Below are 15,522 nucleotides of genomic sequence, written 5' to 3'. Positions count from 1 at the left end.
GGGGCGGGGCACCCACGCGACGACACACTCCTTCTGGGGCGAAGATTGCGGGCACGCGACACGGCGTGACGCGCAAGAGCCGATCATATGTGGGTCGGCAAACTGTGCACGGAGGGGCGGTGGTCCATGGGTAGCGACGTCGACGGTTGCGACCAGGCACCACCGCCTGATGTCGACGAGCAGGTCAGCAGTGATGGGCCCGAAGCGGTATCAGGTATCGTGCCGGGCGTCGGCCGGGCGGGGCGGCTGGGTGCCGCAGTAGCAGCGGGTCTGCTGTTGTGGGCGGCAAAATTATCGAGACCGGAAACCGGTCCTACCGGCTGGCCCACACCAAAGCCGCACACGCCGCTGCGAAATAAATCCAGCGGTTCCGTTTGATCCCGCAAGTCTGGGTATGAGCCGGCCGCGTGTCATTCGATGCGCCGCAACGCCTCAGTGGTGAGATCGCTCACGCTGGGACATCCGTCGATGGCCATGAGCAGGTCGGCTTCAGCGAGCAGCGAGCGCAGTACATGCACGACGCCGTCGACCCCGCCTAGCGCCAACCCATAGGCATATGGCCGGCCGATGCCCACCGCGGTCGCTCCCAGGGCAAGGGCCTTGATGATGTCGGCGCCGCTGCGGATTCCTGAGTCGAACAGCACCGGCAGTCCGTTGGCGGCCTTCACCACCGCCGGCAGGCAGTCCAATGCTGGCAGGCCGCCGTTGGCCTGCCGTCCCCCGTGGTTGGAGCAGTAAATGCCATCCACCCCAACGTCTTTCGCGCGCCGTACGTCGTCGGGATGACAGATGCCCTTGACGATCAACGGTAGCTGGGTCAGCGAACGCAGCCACGGTAGATCGGCCCAGGTCAGTGGGGTGCTCCAGGTTTGCAACCAATGCTGCATGGCGGCCTGCGGATTCTGTTCGGGCGGCTCGGTCAGCCCAGCGCGGAACACCGGGTCGCTGGTGTAGTTGGTCAGGCATTGCCCGCGCAAGGGCGGAGAGTACGCCGTCGCCAGGTCGCGTGGACGCCAGCCGGTCACCGGCTGGTCCAGGGTGACGACGATGGCCCGATACCCGGCAACCTCAGCGCGCTGCACCAAACTGGCGGCCAGTTCCCGGTCTTTGGGCACGTAGAGTTGGAAAAATCCTGGCGTACCAGCGAACTCGGCCGCCACGTCCTCCAGCGGGTCGGCAGCGAATACCGACACCGTCATCGGCACTCCGGTGATGGCGGCGGCGCGGGCGCAGGCCAGGTCGCCGTGGCCGTCCTGAGCGCAGATGCCGATGACGCCGATCGGCGCCATAAACACCGGCGCCGGCAACGTCATCCCGAACATCTCCACGGACAGGTCACGTTCGTCGGCTCCGACGAACATCCGCGGCATCAGCCCCCAATGCTCAAAGGCAGTGACGTTGGCCCGCTGGGTGCGCTCACCACCGGCACCACCGGCGACATAGGCCCACACCGGCGGCGGCATCATCGCAGCAGCCCGGGACTCCAATCCGGCGTAGGTTATCGGCAGCGCCGGCACTACTCCGGCCACGCCCTGCAGGTAGATCTCCGCCTGGTAGTCACCAAATGCCATAGCCCTAGCCTGGCAGGCAGGGTGCGTGCTGTTCCACTGCTTTTCGACTGGGAGTACACCGCCTGACACCCAAACTAGGAGTGCAGCCACGATGATCGACCTCACAATGCCGATCCGGGAGAACGACGGACGATACACATCGCGCAACACGTTTTACCCCGAACCGCACACATTCGAGGAGCATGGTGTTCAATCCTCGACCTTCAAGATGTTCGCTCATTTCGGCACGCATGTCGATGCGCCACGCCACTTCATTGCGGGCGGCCCCACCATCGATCAGGTCGCGCCGCAGCGACTGATGGGACGTGGTGCAGTATTCGATCTTTCAGACTTCGACAGCTACCGCGCGATCGACAGCAGTGTGCTGAACGACCGCGACCCTGGAGTGGCACCAAACGACATTGCGATCCTGCGAACAGATTGGACCGACCACAAATGGGGCGCAGACGATTTCCACAGCAACGCCCCGTTCCTGACCGGCGACGGGGCACGCTGGCTCGTCGATCGCGCAGTCAAAGCGGTTGTCTACGACTTCCCTGAGGAAGAGATCATCCGGAAGGACGAGTGGGACGGCAACGACGCTATCGTCCACCACACTCTTTTGGGTAACGACATATACAACATCGAGTACGTCGTCAACCTGTCCCGCATCTCAACGCCATTCGTCGGGATCATCGCCATGCCGCTCCCTTTGGTGGGGCTCGACGGGGCACCGGCACGGGTTCTGGCGTTCGAAGGCGATCACGCGCTGTCATTCTTCGCATCCATTGCCTGAAAATCATCGGTCAAGTGCCCGGAAACTCGATTCCCCAGCGGTCTTGACGTGCCAGTTATCGATTGCCCTACGTGGTACCCTACATAGGTGCAGAAGACGAGTGTCTACCTCAGCGCGCAAGAGGCGGTTCGGCTCGCAACGCTCGCCGAGCGAGAGGGAACCTCACAGGCTGAGGTAATTCGACGCGCAATCCGATCCTATGAACCAGCCGTCCGCGGTGACCGAAACTTCGCGGTGGTGGGAAGCGGCGAGGGACCCGGCGATTCGGTAGCGGACTATCCAGACGACGAGTTGCTCGACGGCTTCGGCACATGACGATGGTGGTCGATGCCGCGCCGATCGTCGCAGTAGCGGATCGACGTGACAGCGCGAAGGGAAAGATCGAAGCGCTTTTACGGGATGAGCCCGGGGAGTTGATCATTGCCGCGCCGGTTACTGCCGAAATCGACTATCTCCTCGGCAAACGCATCGGTCGTGACGCAAGGCTGGCCTTCCTCGCCGATCTCGCCGACGAGCGGTTCACAACGGCATGCCTCGAGCCGGCCGACTACCAGGTCGTCGCCGATTTGGAACGGCGGTACGCGGCACTCGATGTCGGGTTGGCCGATCTGAGCACCGTGATCGCTGCCGCCAAGGCGGGCACCCGCAAGGTGCTGACGTTTGACGAGCGGCACTTCAGGGTGTTGCGCCCGCTCAACGGCGGGACGTTCACCTTGCTGCCCGCCGACGTGTGATACCGACCGCCCACAGATAAGTTGGACAACATTCATCAAAGGAACGGGTTGTCTCGCCGCTCCTAGCACCACCAAGTCTCTATTCTTCCAGAGGGATGTCGGGGTATTCCTGGATCCAGTGAAATCGGCTGCGGTACAGGGGCAAGCTGCCGAGGTCGAGGCGTCGTAGCGTCATGGTCACGGGGTGGCCGTGTAGTTGCCCGGAAAGGCGCAGCCGGTCGGAGGCGGTTCGGTCGACGGTGAGCGTAGACGACACTGGCGCATCGGACAGGGTGATGGTGTGCGTGTTGACGACCGCGGCCCTGGTGATGATGGCACCATCCATCCGTTGGTAACTGAGCCGGTCAGGGTAATCGATGATGAGGCGCTGCCAGCGGTGCGGCTGGGTGGTCAGCGGCGGCAACGACGCGCCATCGCGGGTGAACGTGTCCACGGTCCAGATGCCGTAGAGCTCGGGCTTGGGTCGACCGCCGCCGTAGTCGTACCAGGCGAGCCCACTGGTGAGCAGTGACCCGACCAGAACCCAGGCACCTAACGTCACCTGAATCGTGGTGGCGAGCTTATTGGCGCGGGCGTTGGTGAGCAGGACTGGTTGGGTGACCGGCGGCGACGGCCGTTGCAGGACAAAGATATTGACTAGCCACTTGGCGTGGGGAGCCAGCAGCACCAGGGCGAGCAACAGCAGCTGGAAAGACAGGATCTTCACCGACACGTCGAACGTCATGTTGAACAAAAGCACTTGCGCCATGCTGGCCAGCGCCAACAGAGCGCCCAGGGTCGCGGTGCGGGGCCAAAACAGCAACACACCAGCGGCGAGTTCAACTGCGCCCAAGGCGATTTCGTAGGGGTAGGAGCTGCCGACCTGCAACCACAGCACCGACGTCGGGCTGAGTTGTCCGTAGGGACGCAGCAACGCGGTCAGTGACGGCGCTGGCATTTGCACGGGAATGACTTTGATCGCCCCGGAGTAGAGCATCTCCCCACCCAGACACACCCGCAGGAATACCGAAAACCAGGCGTGCAGACGGGGGTAGGCACCGCGTCGCCGGTCAAGGACGCTCCAGGCCGCGGTCGCGGTGAGCGCGACGGCCAGCACAGTGAACATCAGCACCCACATGGCTGCCTGGTCGCCGCTGCCAGAATCCTGGTGCAGGGCGGCAGCGATACCGAACACGTGTCGGCCGACCCATTCGGTGACCGGCCCCAGCGCGTTCATCTGCCAGGAGACCGCCCCTTGGGGCAGCAACCGGCCGATGCATCCGGTGAGGATGAACGTGATCTCAGGAAACAGCAGGCAGAACAACCCGAAGTAGATCACGCAGAAGCGGAACGCCACACGGGTCAGAGGATCCCAGCCTGGCCGCTGATCGTCGCTGCCGGGCGCCGCCGCTCTCACCTAATCCCCGGGGAACGCGGGCCGGTCCACCTCCGCTGGACCGGGGCAATATATAGGGAAGTGCACGAACCCACACACGTGCCGGGGGGAACATGACGGTGGGGCTGGGTGGCATGCCGGGTCCGGGGAGTCGGGCTGGCAGTCCGGCGGGGGCGGGGGCGGGTCGCAGGATGGATCATGGCCGCCGGTCGACCAGCTGATCGCGGCCGGTGCGCCCGCCACGCCAACCATGTCGGTGATCGCATCAGCCGGGGCGGCACTGCCCGCCACGGACAGGGCGAGCACTATCGCTGCGACAACGGAGTTCATGCGCAGAATTTAGCGCCGTTAACTGGCAACCACTTGGCGGGACGCTACTCACTCCCCCTGGTCCATCCATTAAACGTATTTTATTGGCCATCGACGTGTTCGCTGCCCCCGCGCAGCACGTTACGACGGCGGGTGCGCCGATCAATGCACCGTGGATCAGCGTTCGGGCTGGTGGGGTGATCATGACCACGTAGCCCCACCACCAAGCCTCTACTCTTCCAGAGGGTTGTCTGGGTATTCCTGGATCCAGTGAAAACGGTCGTGGTTCAGGGGGAAGCGGTCGAGGTCGAGGCGTCGTAGCGTCATGGTGACTGGGTGGCCGTTGAGTTGCCCGGCCAGACTCAGCCGGTCGGGGGCGGTGCGGTCGACGGTGAGCGTGGCCGAGGGCGGCGCGTCGGGCAGGGTGATGGTGTGGGTGTCGATGACGGCGGGCACTGTGACGAGTACGTCGTCCATTCGCTGGTAGCTCAGGGTGTCGGGATCCTCGATGACAAGGCGTCGCCAGCGGTGTTGTTGGGTGGTCAGCGGCGGCAGCGACGCGCCGTCGCGGGTGAAGGTGGTGACGGTCCAGATGCCGTAGAGCTCGGGCTTGGGTCGACCGCCGCCGTCGTAGTGCCACGCGAGCCCACTGATAAGTAGCGACCCGGCCAGGATCCAGGCCCCCAACCCGACCTGCACCGCGGCCGCGGCTCTGGTGGCGCGGCCGTTGGTGAACAGGGCGGGTTGGGTGGCCGGCGGCGATGGCCATTGCAGGACAAGCATATTGGCCAGCCGCTGGGCTTGGGGGGCTAACAGCACCAGGGAGAGCACCAGCAGCTGGAACGACAGGATTTTCACCGACACATCGAACGTCATGTTCAGCAAAAACACCTGCGCCGTGCTGGCCAGCGCCAGCAGGGCGCCCAGGGTGGCGGTGCGCGGCCAAAACAACAACACTCCGGCGGCGACCTCGACGAGGCCGAGGGCGATTTCGTAAGGGTAGGAGCTGCCGACCTGCAACCACAGCACCCAGTTCAAGCTGAGTTGTCCGTAGGGGCGCAGCAGTGCAGTCAGCGGCGGGGCCGGCATCTGCACCGGAATGACTTTGACCGCCCCGTAATAGAGCAGCTGCCCACCCAAACACATCCGCACGAACACCACAAACCAGGCGTGCAGAAGCCGGTAGTGGGTGCGTCGACGATCCAGGACGCTCCACAGCACGGTCGCCATGATCGCGACAACCAGCAGAATGAACACGAACACCCACATGGCGGTCTGGTCGCCGCTGCGCGAATCGGGGCGCAGAGCGGCGTCGACACCGAATACGTGGTGGCCGACCCATTCGGTGACCGGTCCCAGCACGCTCATCTGCCATGAGGCCGCCTCCGGGGGCAACACCGCGCCCAAGGCCCCGGTGAATACGACCATGATCTGCACGTACAGCAGGCAAAACAGCCCAAATTAGACCACGCAGAAGCGGAACATGACCCTGGTCAAAAGATGCCAGCCGAGCACCTGGTCATTGTCGGTGGGCGCTACGGCGTCGTCCGGTTGCACAACCATTTAACAAAAGGCCGGGGCCGCCGGGATGTACCGGTAGCGGCGGCGGGGTGGGGGTGGGTGGCAGGCCGGGTCGGTGGAGTCGGGCTCGCACCCCGGCGGCAGCGGGGGCGACGCCGGGGCGTGACCGCCGGTCAGATAACCGGTCGGGGCCGGTGCGTCCGCCACACCCACCACGCCGGTCACCGCGTCGGCCGGGGCGGCACCCGCCAGGGACGCGGCGAGCACTATCGCTGTGGCGGCGATGTGTGTGGTGCTGACACCGCGTGGTAGCACGCACATCACTTTTCCTGGTCTTCAATGAAATGAAATGTATTTGTTGGTCATCGTGGTCGCGGCGCCCCGCGCTGGGCGCTATGACGGCGGGTTTGCCAAATGTACGTCGTGAAGCTGGGGTTGTGCTGTCATGATTGTGCTAGCCAGCCAGAGCCAACCAGTGCCGACTTGTCGATCAAACACGTGGTCACCGCCACGCGCCCTTCATCACCTCTGGGTCGTCGAGATCCGTCGCTGCGGCGGCCGCGCGAAGCATGTCATCGAGCGTGAGCTTGGCGTGAGGTTGCCCCTCTGATCGCTCCGTCTCGAACCGCCGCCGCAGATACTCCTGCCGCGACAATCCCCTCGCCGCGGCCGACGCGTCGATGTGCGCCACCGCAGCCTCCGATAGTCCCCTGATCGACACATCGGCCATGGCCATCAACCTCCTGATATCTCCGATATCAGCATGTCAGGTGCGGACGCCGGCTGCGGCGGCCACAGCGAATTCGGCGACGATCCGAAACCGCCAGCAGTTCAAGACCCGCCGTGCGCGCGCTGGCCGGTAAAGCCCCGAAACTTGAGTATTTTCGTACGAGTGGCGACGCCCCGAGCACCCGAGCGCATACCGGCGCAATACCTGCTGTCGCCGTGCGCGGCGGGCCCGCGCACACTCGTCGACGTCCTGTACGACACCGCCGCCCGCTTCCCGGACGCCACAGCGATCGACGATGGCACCGTCCAACTCACCTACAGCGAACTGATCAGCGATATCGAAGCCAGCGTCGCCTGGCTGGCCGCCCGCGGCATCGGCCGCGGCGACCGGATTGGTATCCGGATGCCGTCGGGCAGCTTCGCGCTCTACGAGGCGATCCTGGCCACCCTGGCCACCGGCGCGGCCTATGTGCCCGTCGACGCCGACGACCCCGACGAGCGCGCGGAGTTGGTGTTCCGCGAGGCGAACGTCGCCGCGATCGTCACCGAAGCCGGCATGGCCCGCGGCCCGGGCTCCTCGCGGGGCTGGCGAGCCGGCGCGCCGCTGCCACGCGACGACGCCTGGATCATCTTCACGTCGGGCTCGACGGGCACGCCCAAAGGCGTCGCCGTCACGCATCGCAGCGCTGCCGCGTTCGTCGACGCCGAGGCGCAGATGTTCCTGCGGGACAATCCCATCGGCCCCGGCGACCGGGTGCTGGCCGGGCTGTCGGTGGCGTTCGACGCCTCGTGCGAAGAGATGTGGCTGGCCTGGCGGCACGGCGCCTGCCTGGTTCCCGCGCCGCGATCGCTGGTGCGCAGCGGGATGGACCTCGGACCGTGGCTGGTCAGCCGTGACGTCACGGTGGTCTCGACGGTGCCCACCCTGGCCGCGCTCTGGCCCGCCGAGGCGCTGGAAGCCGTGCGGCTGTTGATCTTCGGGGGCGAGGCATGCCCGCCGGAGCTGGCGGCGCGGCTGGGCCCAAGTATCCAAGACGGCCGGGAGGTGTGGAACACCTACGGCCCCACCGAGGCCACCGTCGTCGCATGCGCCGCCCAGCTCAGCGGCGAGGGGCCGGTGCGCATCGGGCTGCCGCTGCCGGGCTGGGACCTGGCTGTCGTCGACGGCGACGGCCTGCCGGTGGCCGAAGGCGAGACCGGCGAGTTGGTGATCGGCGGTGTCGGGCTGGCGCGCTACCTCGACGACGCCAAGGACGCCGAGAAGTACGCCCCGATGCCGACGCTGGGCTGGCGGCGGGCCTACCGCAGCGGTGACCTGGTGCGACTGGAGCGCGAGGGCCTGATCTTCTGCGGCCGCGCCGACGACCAGGTGAAAGTCAGCGGCCGTCGCATCGAACTGGGTGAGGTGGACTCGGCGTTGGTGCACCTGCCGGGCGTCAGCGGCGGGGCCGCAGCGGTTCGGCGGACGGCGGCGGGCACCCCGGTGCTGTTGGGCTACATCGCCAGTGCCGACCCCGACTTCGACATGGCCACGGCGCGCGCCCGTCTGGCCGAGCAGCTGCCGGCGGCGCTGGTGCCCCGCCTGGTGCGGGTCGACACGCTGCCCACCCGTACCTCCGGCAAGGTCGACCGCGACGCGTTGCCCTGGCCGCCGCCGGGCGGCGATGCCGAGGTGCCGGCCGACCTCGCCGGCACGGCGAGCTGGCTGGCCGGGTTGTGGCGGCATCTGCTCGGCGCCGCCGTCGACGGCCCCGAAGCCGACTTCTTCGCACTCGGCGGCGGTTCGCTCGCCGCGGCGCAGCTGGTGGCCTCGCTGCGGGCCCGGTATCCACAGGTCACTGTCGCCGACCTCTACGACCATCCGCGGCTGGGTTCGCTGGCCGGCTTCCTCGACGAGCTGAAAAAGCCGCCGGATGTCGCAGAGCGGGCAGTACGCCCGACACCGCGACTGGCTCAGCTCGCGCAGATCGGTCTGTCGGTGCCGTTGGCCTCGCTGGCCGCGCTGCAGTGGGTGACGTGGTTGGCGCTGGGCAACAACGTCGCCGGCGCGCTGAACCTGGTGCCGTGGACCGTCGCGGTCAACTGGTGGCTGGTCGCGGCGGGGTTCGTCGTATTCGTCACACCGCTGGGCCGGATGGGCATCGCCGTTGTCGCCGCACGGCTGCTGCTGCCGAAGGTGCGGCCGGGCAGCTATCCCCGCGGCGGGTGGCTGCACCTGCGGGTCTGGCTGGCCGAGCGGCTGGTCGCGGCCAGTGGCGCCGAGAACCTGGCCGGGGCGCCGTGGCTGATCTATTACGCCCGGGCACTGGGCGCGCAGATCGGCAAGGGCGTCGACCTGCACTCGGTCCCGCCGGTCACCGGCCTGCTGACAATTGGGCATCGCAGCGCGGTCGAACCCGAAGTCGACCTGTGCGGGCACTGGATCGACGGCGACACGTTCCACGTCGGTGCGATCACGATCGGCAACGATGCCACCATCGGCGTCCGCACCACTTTGATGCCCGGCGCCGTCATCGGCAAGAACGCTGACGTCGCACCCGGCTCGGGCGTGGTCGGCAAGGTCAAGAGCCGCCAGTATTGGAAGGGCTCACCCGCGGTGAAATCCGGCCGGGTCAAACACCCTTGGCCCGACGAACGGCCGGCGCGGCGCTCCCAGTGGGTCGCGGTCTACGCGCTGACATCGGTGCTGCTGGCCGCGATGCCGCTGACCGCGCTGGCGGCGGGGCTGGCCGTGATCGGCCGCGGCGTTCGGCACACCCACCGGCTGTCGGAGGCGGTCCTGCCCGCCGTGTACTGGACACCGGCCGCGACGCTGGCTGCCCTGGCCGCCTATGCGGTGATGACGGTCGTGGCGGTGCGACTGCTGTCCATCGGGCTGCGGGAGGGGTACCACCCGGTGCGCAGCCGCAGTGGGTGGCAATTGTGGGCGACCGAACGACTGATGGATGGCGCTCGCGATTACCTGTTCCCGGTTTACGCCAGCTTGGCGACGCCGACCTGGCTGCGGGCTCTCGGGGCGAAGGTCGGTCGCGACACCGAGATTTCCACGGTGCTGCTGATCCCGAAGTTCACCGTGATCGAAGACGGCGCGTTCCTGGCCGACGACACCATGGTCGCCTCCTACGAGCTTGGTGGGGGCTGGATTTACGCGGCCACGACGACGGTCGGCAGGCGGGCGTTTCTGGGCAACTCGGGCATCACCCAACCGGGCCGCCGGGTGCCCGAGGATGGGCTGGTCGCGGTGTTGTCGGCGGCTCCTCCCAAGGCCAAGCGTGGTTCGTCCTGGCTGGGCAGCCCGCCCATGCGGCTGCGCCGGCGCCCCACTGAGGCCGACACGACCCGCACCTACGAGCCGCCGTGGCGGCTGAAGGCGATGCGGTCGGCGGTTGAGGCGTTCCGGGTGGTCCCGGTCATGGTGACGGGCGCGATCGGATTGGCGGTGCTGGGTGTGCTCCAGGCGCTGGCGCGGGTCTTCGGAATCTGGGCGGCGGCGCTCGGCGGCGGGCTGGTATTGCTGACTGCGGGCTTGCTGGCGGCGGGCGTCGCGGTGGCCGCGAAATGGCTTCTCGTCGGCCGGATTCGGGCCGGCGAATGTCCGCTGTGGTCGTCGTTCGTGTGGCGCAATGAACTCGCGGACACATTTGTGGAGACCGTCGCCGCGCCGTGGTTCGCCCGGGCAGCCGTTGGCACACCGGTGATGAACATCTGGCTGCGGGCGCTCGGCGCCAAGGTCGGGCGAGGCGTGTGGTGTGAAACCTACTGGCTGCCAGAGGCCGACCTCGTCACGCTGGGCCCTGGCAGCACCGTCAACCGCGGCTGCGTTGTGCAGACGCACCTGTTCCACGACAGAATCATGCGGATGGACGAAGTCGTCTTCGAGCCAGGCGCGACGCTGGGCCCGCACGGCGTCGCCCTGCCGTCGGCCCGGCTCGGCGCAGGCGTGACGGTCGGACCCGCGTCGCTGGTGGTCCGCGGCGATTCGGTACCGAAATCCACGCGCTGGCAAGGTAACCCCATCAGACCGTGGAATGCGGCCCGGGAGAAGCCCGGCAAGAAGGCCACCGCGTGAAGCGTGCCGCCAAGAAGCCGGCGCCCCGCCAGGCTTCTCCAGTCATCGATCCATACCTGCCCAAGACCGGCAACCTGGGCTATCGCGTCTCGCACTATGCGTTGGAACTGGAGTACAAGGTCGCCGTCAATCGACTGTCGGGAACCGCGACGATCACCGCCGAGTCGCTGACCGAATTGGCGGAGTTCACCCTCGACTTCTCCGACGCGCTGACGGTGTCGAAGGTGGTCGTGAACGGCAAGCGTTGCAGCCACTTCGATTGTCGGGAAAAGAAGCTCCGCATTCGACTGGCGTCGCCGCTGGTGTCCGGCGCGCCGATGACGATCGCGGTGCACTACCACGGTGCACCGCGCCCGCTGCGATCGTTGTGGGGCGCGGTCGGGTTCGAGGAACTGACCGACGGCGCGCTGGTCGCCGGGCAGCCGAACGGCGCCGCCTCCTGGTTTCCCTGCGACGACCATCCCAGCGCGAAAGCCGCCTACCGAATTCAGGTCAGCGTCGACAATCCTTATCGGGTGATCGCCAATGGCCGCTTGGTGTCTCGACGCACGCGCGCGGCGCAGACCGTGTGGACTTACGAGCAGCCCGAACCGACCTCGACCTACCTGATCACCCTGCAGATCGGGATGTATGAGCTGATACGGCTGGGCGCATCGCCGGTGCAGATGCGGGCCGCGCTGCCCGAGCGGCTACGCCGCGACTTCTACCAGGGCTTCGCACGGCAGCCCGAAATGATGGAGCTGTTCGTCGAACTTTTTGGGCCGTATCCGTTGGCAAACGGCTACACCGTCGTGGTGACCGACGATGACCTGGAGATACCCCTTGAAGCTCAAGGGGTTTCGATTTTCGGGGCTAATCATTGCGATGGCACACGGGCCAGCGAGCGCCTGATCGCCCACGAGCTGGCACACCAGTGGTTCGGCAATTCGGTGACCGTGCGACAGTGGCGCGACATCTGGCTGCACGAAGGCTTCGCCTGCTATGCGGAGTGGTTGTGGTCCGAGCACAGCGGCGGGCCCAGCGCCGACCACTGGGCGCACCACTATCACGAGAAGCTGCGCAAAGCGCCGCAGGATCTACTGCTCACTGACCCGGGGCCACGCGACATGTTCGACGATCGCGTCTACAAGCGTGGCGCGCTCACCCTGCATGCGCTACGCAAACGGCTCAGCGATGAGAAGTTCTTTGCGCTGCTCCAAGATTGGACGACCAGCTACCGCCATGCCAGCGCCGTTACCGATGATTTCACCGGTATGGCCGAGCGCTACTGCAACGAATCGTTGGCGGAGCTGTGGAACTGCTGGCTGTATTCGCGCGCGGTGCCGTAGTGGTCTCGCTCGTAAGTTCGGGGCGCCTTTGCGCACCGAGATCGACGTTTTGGCGGCAAAGTTCGCGTGCATAGCTGCCAAAACGTCGATCTCGACGCGGAGAAGGTAACTCCCGGCCCCCGACGCACTTGCGAGCCAGACCACTTAGCACTCTGCCGTCAGCGCCGGTTCGGGGGCAAGCTCGGGCGCCAGTGGTCGGCGCGTCTGACGTAACCGGATCAGCAGGTCGGCCGCGGCCGCGCCCACAACGCCGACGGAGCCGGCGACCAGCATCGGCCAGATGCCGTGCGCCAACAGCAGGAACCCAAAAGCCGCAGCCACCGCGAGCAGCGCGCACCGGACCCGGGTCCAGTGCGCCGGGCCGTCCAGCCGGGTGGATACCAGCATGCCCAGTAACAGCGCGACGGTGTGTCCGATGTCGGTGAAGTCTTCGCCCAACGCCGCCGCGGCGAGGCCGACCGGCACCCAGAAGCCGATCCAGGCCGGACGCCACCGGCGGGGAATCGCCGAGGTCAGCGCGCCCAGAACCGCGACCGCGCCGTAGCTCACCCCGACGTCGCTGGCGCGCGATACCGACAGCGGGAGCCAGTGGAACTCAATCGCGGCGGTCAGGCCGGCGGCGACCAGCAGCGTGGCACCGATGTGGCCGGTGATGAACACCATCGCCAACCGCCCGCTGCGCCAGATCAGCTCGGCCAGGGCCAACAAACAGACCAGGCACGGCAGCCAGAAGTACATCGGACCGGCGTCGGTGACAAAGGCGCTGTCCAGCAGGGTGGCGAGATGACCGTGGGCCAGGTTGTGCAGGTTGGTGCTGGCCTGCGCGACGACGTGCGCGCGCTCCCGTGGTCCCAGCTCGACGAGCGCGGCGCTGACACCGATCAGCGCGACGGCATAGCCGAGCGTGATCCGCACGCGCGAAAGCCGCGACAACACCTGCACTATCATCGTCCTCTACTATGCCTGCGGGCCGGCTCCGTCCGGATTGTCAAGGCCTGATAGGTCGCTAACAGTTTCCCTTGACGGCTTGAGCCGATAAATGGCCAAATCAGAAGGTAGACCGGCGGGTTTGGTGGTGAAAACCGACCAGTGGGCCCGCTTGGCCGCCACCCCGAGTGTGACCAAGTCGTCGGGTCCGAGCCGATCCAGCGTGGCCCCTGAGATCATGACGCCGCCACGGGTGGCCCGCTCCATCACCCGCGCGGCCACATTGACGTCCACGCCCAGCCAGTCGGCGGCCAGTCGTTGCGGGCGTCCGGTGTGAATTCCGACCCGCATCCGCGGCTTGTAGCCGTCGACATCGACGCCTTTGAGTGCCCGTTTGGCCTCCAGCACCGCGGTTATCGCGACGAGCGGATCGGCAAACACCGCCATGGTGCCGTCACCCATCCGTTTGACGATGTGCCCGCCGGCCTCGAGCAACGGCGGTTCGATCGCGCGCGCCACCCGTCGCAACAGCGTCAGCGTGGCGTCGTCACCGGCATGCAGCGACCAGGTGGAAAAACCGACCAGATCGGTGAAAACAATGGTCACCTCTTGATTGACCGGACGCCGTGAGACCGCCTCGGTCAATGCCTGCCACACCTGCAGCGCGCCCAGGCTGACTTCCCGGGACGCACCGCCGCGTTCGCCCAGCAGCCGGCCGGCGGCCCGGGCCGCCGCGCGGGGTCCACCCTGGCCGGCCGTCGAGAGCGGGTCCCCGAAATCGGGATCGCCGGGCAAGCCGCGGCGCGCCCGGCGGACCAGTGCGATCAGGCCGGGGCTCTGGTTGGTGCTGCGCAGCCATTCCGCCGCACCGCGCAGGGATGTCGGCGAATGCTGCCGCGAATGAGATGGATCCGGCGTGGTCACCGTTCGCTCGGACTCGCCGGACACCGGTTGGGGGCCGAGTTCCACATAGTTCAGAGTAGGTGCTGCGGGAAGGACCGCCAACGACCGTCGTGGTGGTGCCCGCCACGACGACCGACGAACTCGCTGATCACAGCGCTGCGACGCGCGTATGGACGCTCGATAACAGTGCGCGACGCGCCCGCGACATCATAGACAACAGGCGTTGTCATGATTATCGTGGGCGGATCGGCGCCATCGGCATCAGGAGGCCACAATGACCACGACGTCAGTGTCCCCCACGCAGTCCCCCATGCACAGCATCGCCGCCGAAGACCGAGAGCCGCTGCCGCCCGCTTCGCCGCTGGGGCCGGACTCGCTGACGTGGAAATACTTCGGCGATCTGCGCACCGGCATGATGGGTGTCTGGATCGGTGCGATCCAGAACATGTATCCAGAACTCGGCGCCGGCGTCGAAGAGCACTCGATCCTGTTGCGCGAGCCGCTGCAGCGGGTGGCGCGTTCGGTGTATCCGATCATGGGCGTCGTCTACGACGGCGGCCGAGCCTCCCAGACCGGCGCGCAGATCAAGCAGTACCACCGCGGCATCAAAGGCGTCGATGCCGGCGGACGTCGCTACCACGCCTTGAACCCCGAGACCTTCTACTGGGCGCACGCCACCTTTTTCATGCTGGTGATCAAGGTGGCCGAGTATTTCTGCGGCGGCCTCACCGAAGCCGAAAAGCGCCAGCTGTTCGGTGAACACGTGCAGTGGTACCGGATGTACGGCATGAGCATGCGGCCGGTGCCCAAGTCATGGGAGGACTTCCAGGAGTATTGGCAGCGGGTCTGCCGCGACGAACTGGAGATCAATCAGGCCACGCTGGATATCTTCGACATCCGGATTCCCAAGCCGAAGTTCGTGCTGATGCCCACGCCGGTGTGGGATCAGCTGTTCAAACCACTTGTCGCGAGCCAGCGTTGGATCGCGGCGGGATTATTCGAGCCCTCGGTGCGCGAAAAGGCCGGTATGCGTTGGACTCCGAGCGACGAGGTGGTTCTGCGACTGTTCGGTAAACTGGTCGAGATCGCGTTCCTGGCTGTTCCCGACGAGATTCGGCTGCATCCGCGGGCACTCGCCGCGTACCGCCGGGCCGAGGGCCGCTCCCCTGCCGATGCTCCGCTCGTCGAGGCGCCGCGCTTCATGGCGCCGCCGTCGGATCGCCGCGGGCTACCAATGCACTACTTCCCGCCGCGCAGATCCATCATGGCCCGTGCCGGTTC

General features: G+C 66.6%; 13 protein-coding genes. 6 read left to right on the top strand and 7 right to left on the bottom strand.

What is annotated here, in order from left to right; genetic code table 11:
• Nucleotides 1-410: 410 nt before the first annotated feature.
• A complete protein-coding gene (locus AC2VOG_RS17555; RefSeq protein ID WP_486941126.1) occupies nucleotides 411-1,571 on the bottom strand; it encodes an alpha-hydroxy-acid oxidizing protein in 1,161 nt (386 codons plus the stop codon).
• A 91-nt stretch (nucleotides 1,572-1,662) separates the two neighbouring features.
• On the opposite strand from AC2VOG_RS17555, the gene AC2VOG_RS17550 reads away from it, so the two are divergent.
• The 3 genes from AC2VOG_RS17550 (at nucleotide 1,663) to AC2VOG_RS17540 (ending at nucleotide 3,080) form a co-directional block, all read left to right on the top strand.
• Complete coding sequence (locus tag AC2VOG_RS17550) at nucleotides 1,663-2,346, top strand: cyclase family protein (protein WP_486941125.1); 684 nt, start codon at nucleotides 1,663-1,665, stop codon at nucleotides 2,344-2,346.
• An 87-nt stretch (nucleotides 2,347-2,433) separates the two neighbouring features.
• A complete protein-coding gene (locus AC2VOG_RS17545; protein ID WP_486941124.1) occupies nucleotides 2,434-2,661 on the top strand; it encodes a ribbon-helix-helix domain-containing protein in 228 nt (75 codons plus the stop codon).
• Nucleotides 2,658-3,080 carry a PIN domain-containing protein gene (locus tag AC2VOG_RS17540; protein ID WP_486941123.1) on the top strand — a complete coding sequence of 141 codons (423 nt, stop codon included), beginning with the start codon at nucleotides 2,658-2,660 and terminating at the stop codon, nucleotides 3,078-3,080. Before AC2VOG_RS17545 ends, AC2VOG_RS17540 begins: the two co-directional genes overlap by 4 nt.
• 79 nt (nucleotides 3,081-3,159) lie before the next feature.
• Here AC2VOG_RS17540 and AC2VOG_RS17535 read toward each other — a convergent pair whose 3' ends face one another.
• From AC2VOG_RS17535 to vapB, 4 genes are all read right to left on the bottom strand, one after another.
• Entirely contained in the window at nucleotides 3,160-4,416 is a 1,257-nt protein-coding gene (locus AC2VOG_RS17535) for a DoxX family protein (RefSeq protein ID WP_486941122.1), read from the bottom strand.
• A 579-nt stretch (nucleotides 4,417-4,995) separates the two neighbouring features.
• Nucleotides 4,996-6,201, bottom strand: coding sequence for a DoxX family protein (locus tag AC2VOG_RS17530; RefSeq protein ID WP_486941121.1), 1,206 nt, complete (start codon nucleotides 6,199-6,201; stop codon nucleotides 4,996-4,998).
• A 126-nt stretch (nucleotides 6,202-6,327) separates the two neighbouring features.
• Nucleotides 6,328-6,606, bottom strand: a complete 279-nt coding sequence (locus tag AC2VOG_RS17525; protein WP_486941120.1) for a hypothetical protein — start codon at nucleotides 6,604-6,606, stop codon at nucleotides 6,328-6,330.
• A 181-nt stretch (nucleotides 6,607-6,787) separates the two neighbouring features.
• Entirely contained in the window at nucleotides 6,788-7,021 is a 234-nt protein-coding gene (vapB, locus tag AC2VOG_RS17520) for a type II toxin-antitoxin system VapB family antitoxin (RefSeq protein ID WP_486941119.1), read from the bottom strand.
• A gap of 156 nt (nucleotides 7,022-7,177) precedes the next feature.
• Between vapB and AC2VOG_RS17515 the strand changes: the two genes are divergently transcribed.
• A complete protein-coding gene (locus AC2VOG_RS17515; protein ID WP_486941118.1) occupies nucleotides 7,178-11,083 on the top strand; it encodes a Pls/PosA family non-ribosomal peptide synthetase in 3,906 nt (1,301 codons plus the stop codon).
• Nucleotides 11,080-12,411, top strand: coding sequence for a M1 family metallopeptidase (locus AC2VOG_RS17510; protein WP_486941117.1), 1,332 nt, complete (start codon nucleotides 11,080-11,082; stop codon nucleotides 12,409-12,411). Before AC2VOG_RS17515 ends, AC2VOG_RS17510 begins: the two co-directional genes overlap by 4 nt.
• A 144-nt stretch (nucleotides 12,412-12,555) precedes the next feature.
• On the opposite strand, the gene AC2VOG_RS17505 is transcribed toward AC2VOG_RS17510, so the two are convergent.
• Both AC2VOG_RS17505 and AC2VOG_RS17500 read right to left on the bottom strand, forming a co-directional pair.
• A complete protein-coding gene (locus tag AC2VOG_RS17505; protein ID WP_486941116.1) occupies nucleotides 12,556-13,359 on the bottom strand; it encodes a rhomboid-like protein in 804 nt (267 codons plus the stop codon).
• Nucleotides 13,360-13,368: 9 nt separating this feature from the next.
• Nucleotides 13,369-14,307 (bottom strand): adenylate/guanylate cyclase domain-containing protein, encoded by a 939-nt coding sequence (locus AC2VOG_RS17500; RefSeq protein ID WP_486941115.1) that lies wholly within the window; start codon nucleotides 14,305-14,307, stop codon nucleotides 13,369-13,371.
• A 244-nt stretch (nucleotides 14,308-14,551) separates the two neighbouring features.
• On the opposite strand from AC2VOG_RS17500, the gene AC2VOG_RS17495 reads away from it, so the two are divergent.
• The coding region (locus AC2VOG_RS17495; protein WP_486941127.1) for an oxygenase MpaB family protein at nucleotides 14,552-15,522 on the top strand (971 nt) is incomplete at its 3' end.

Source organism: Mycobacterium sp. TH-M11, from assembly GCF_057473725.1.
This window is presented reverse-complemented; position numbering and strand designations above follow the sequence as displayed.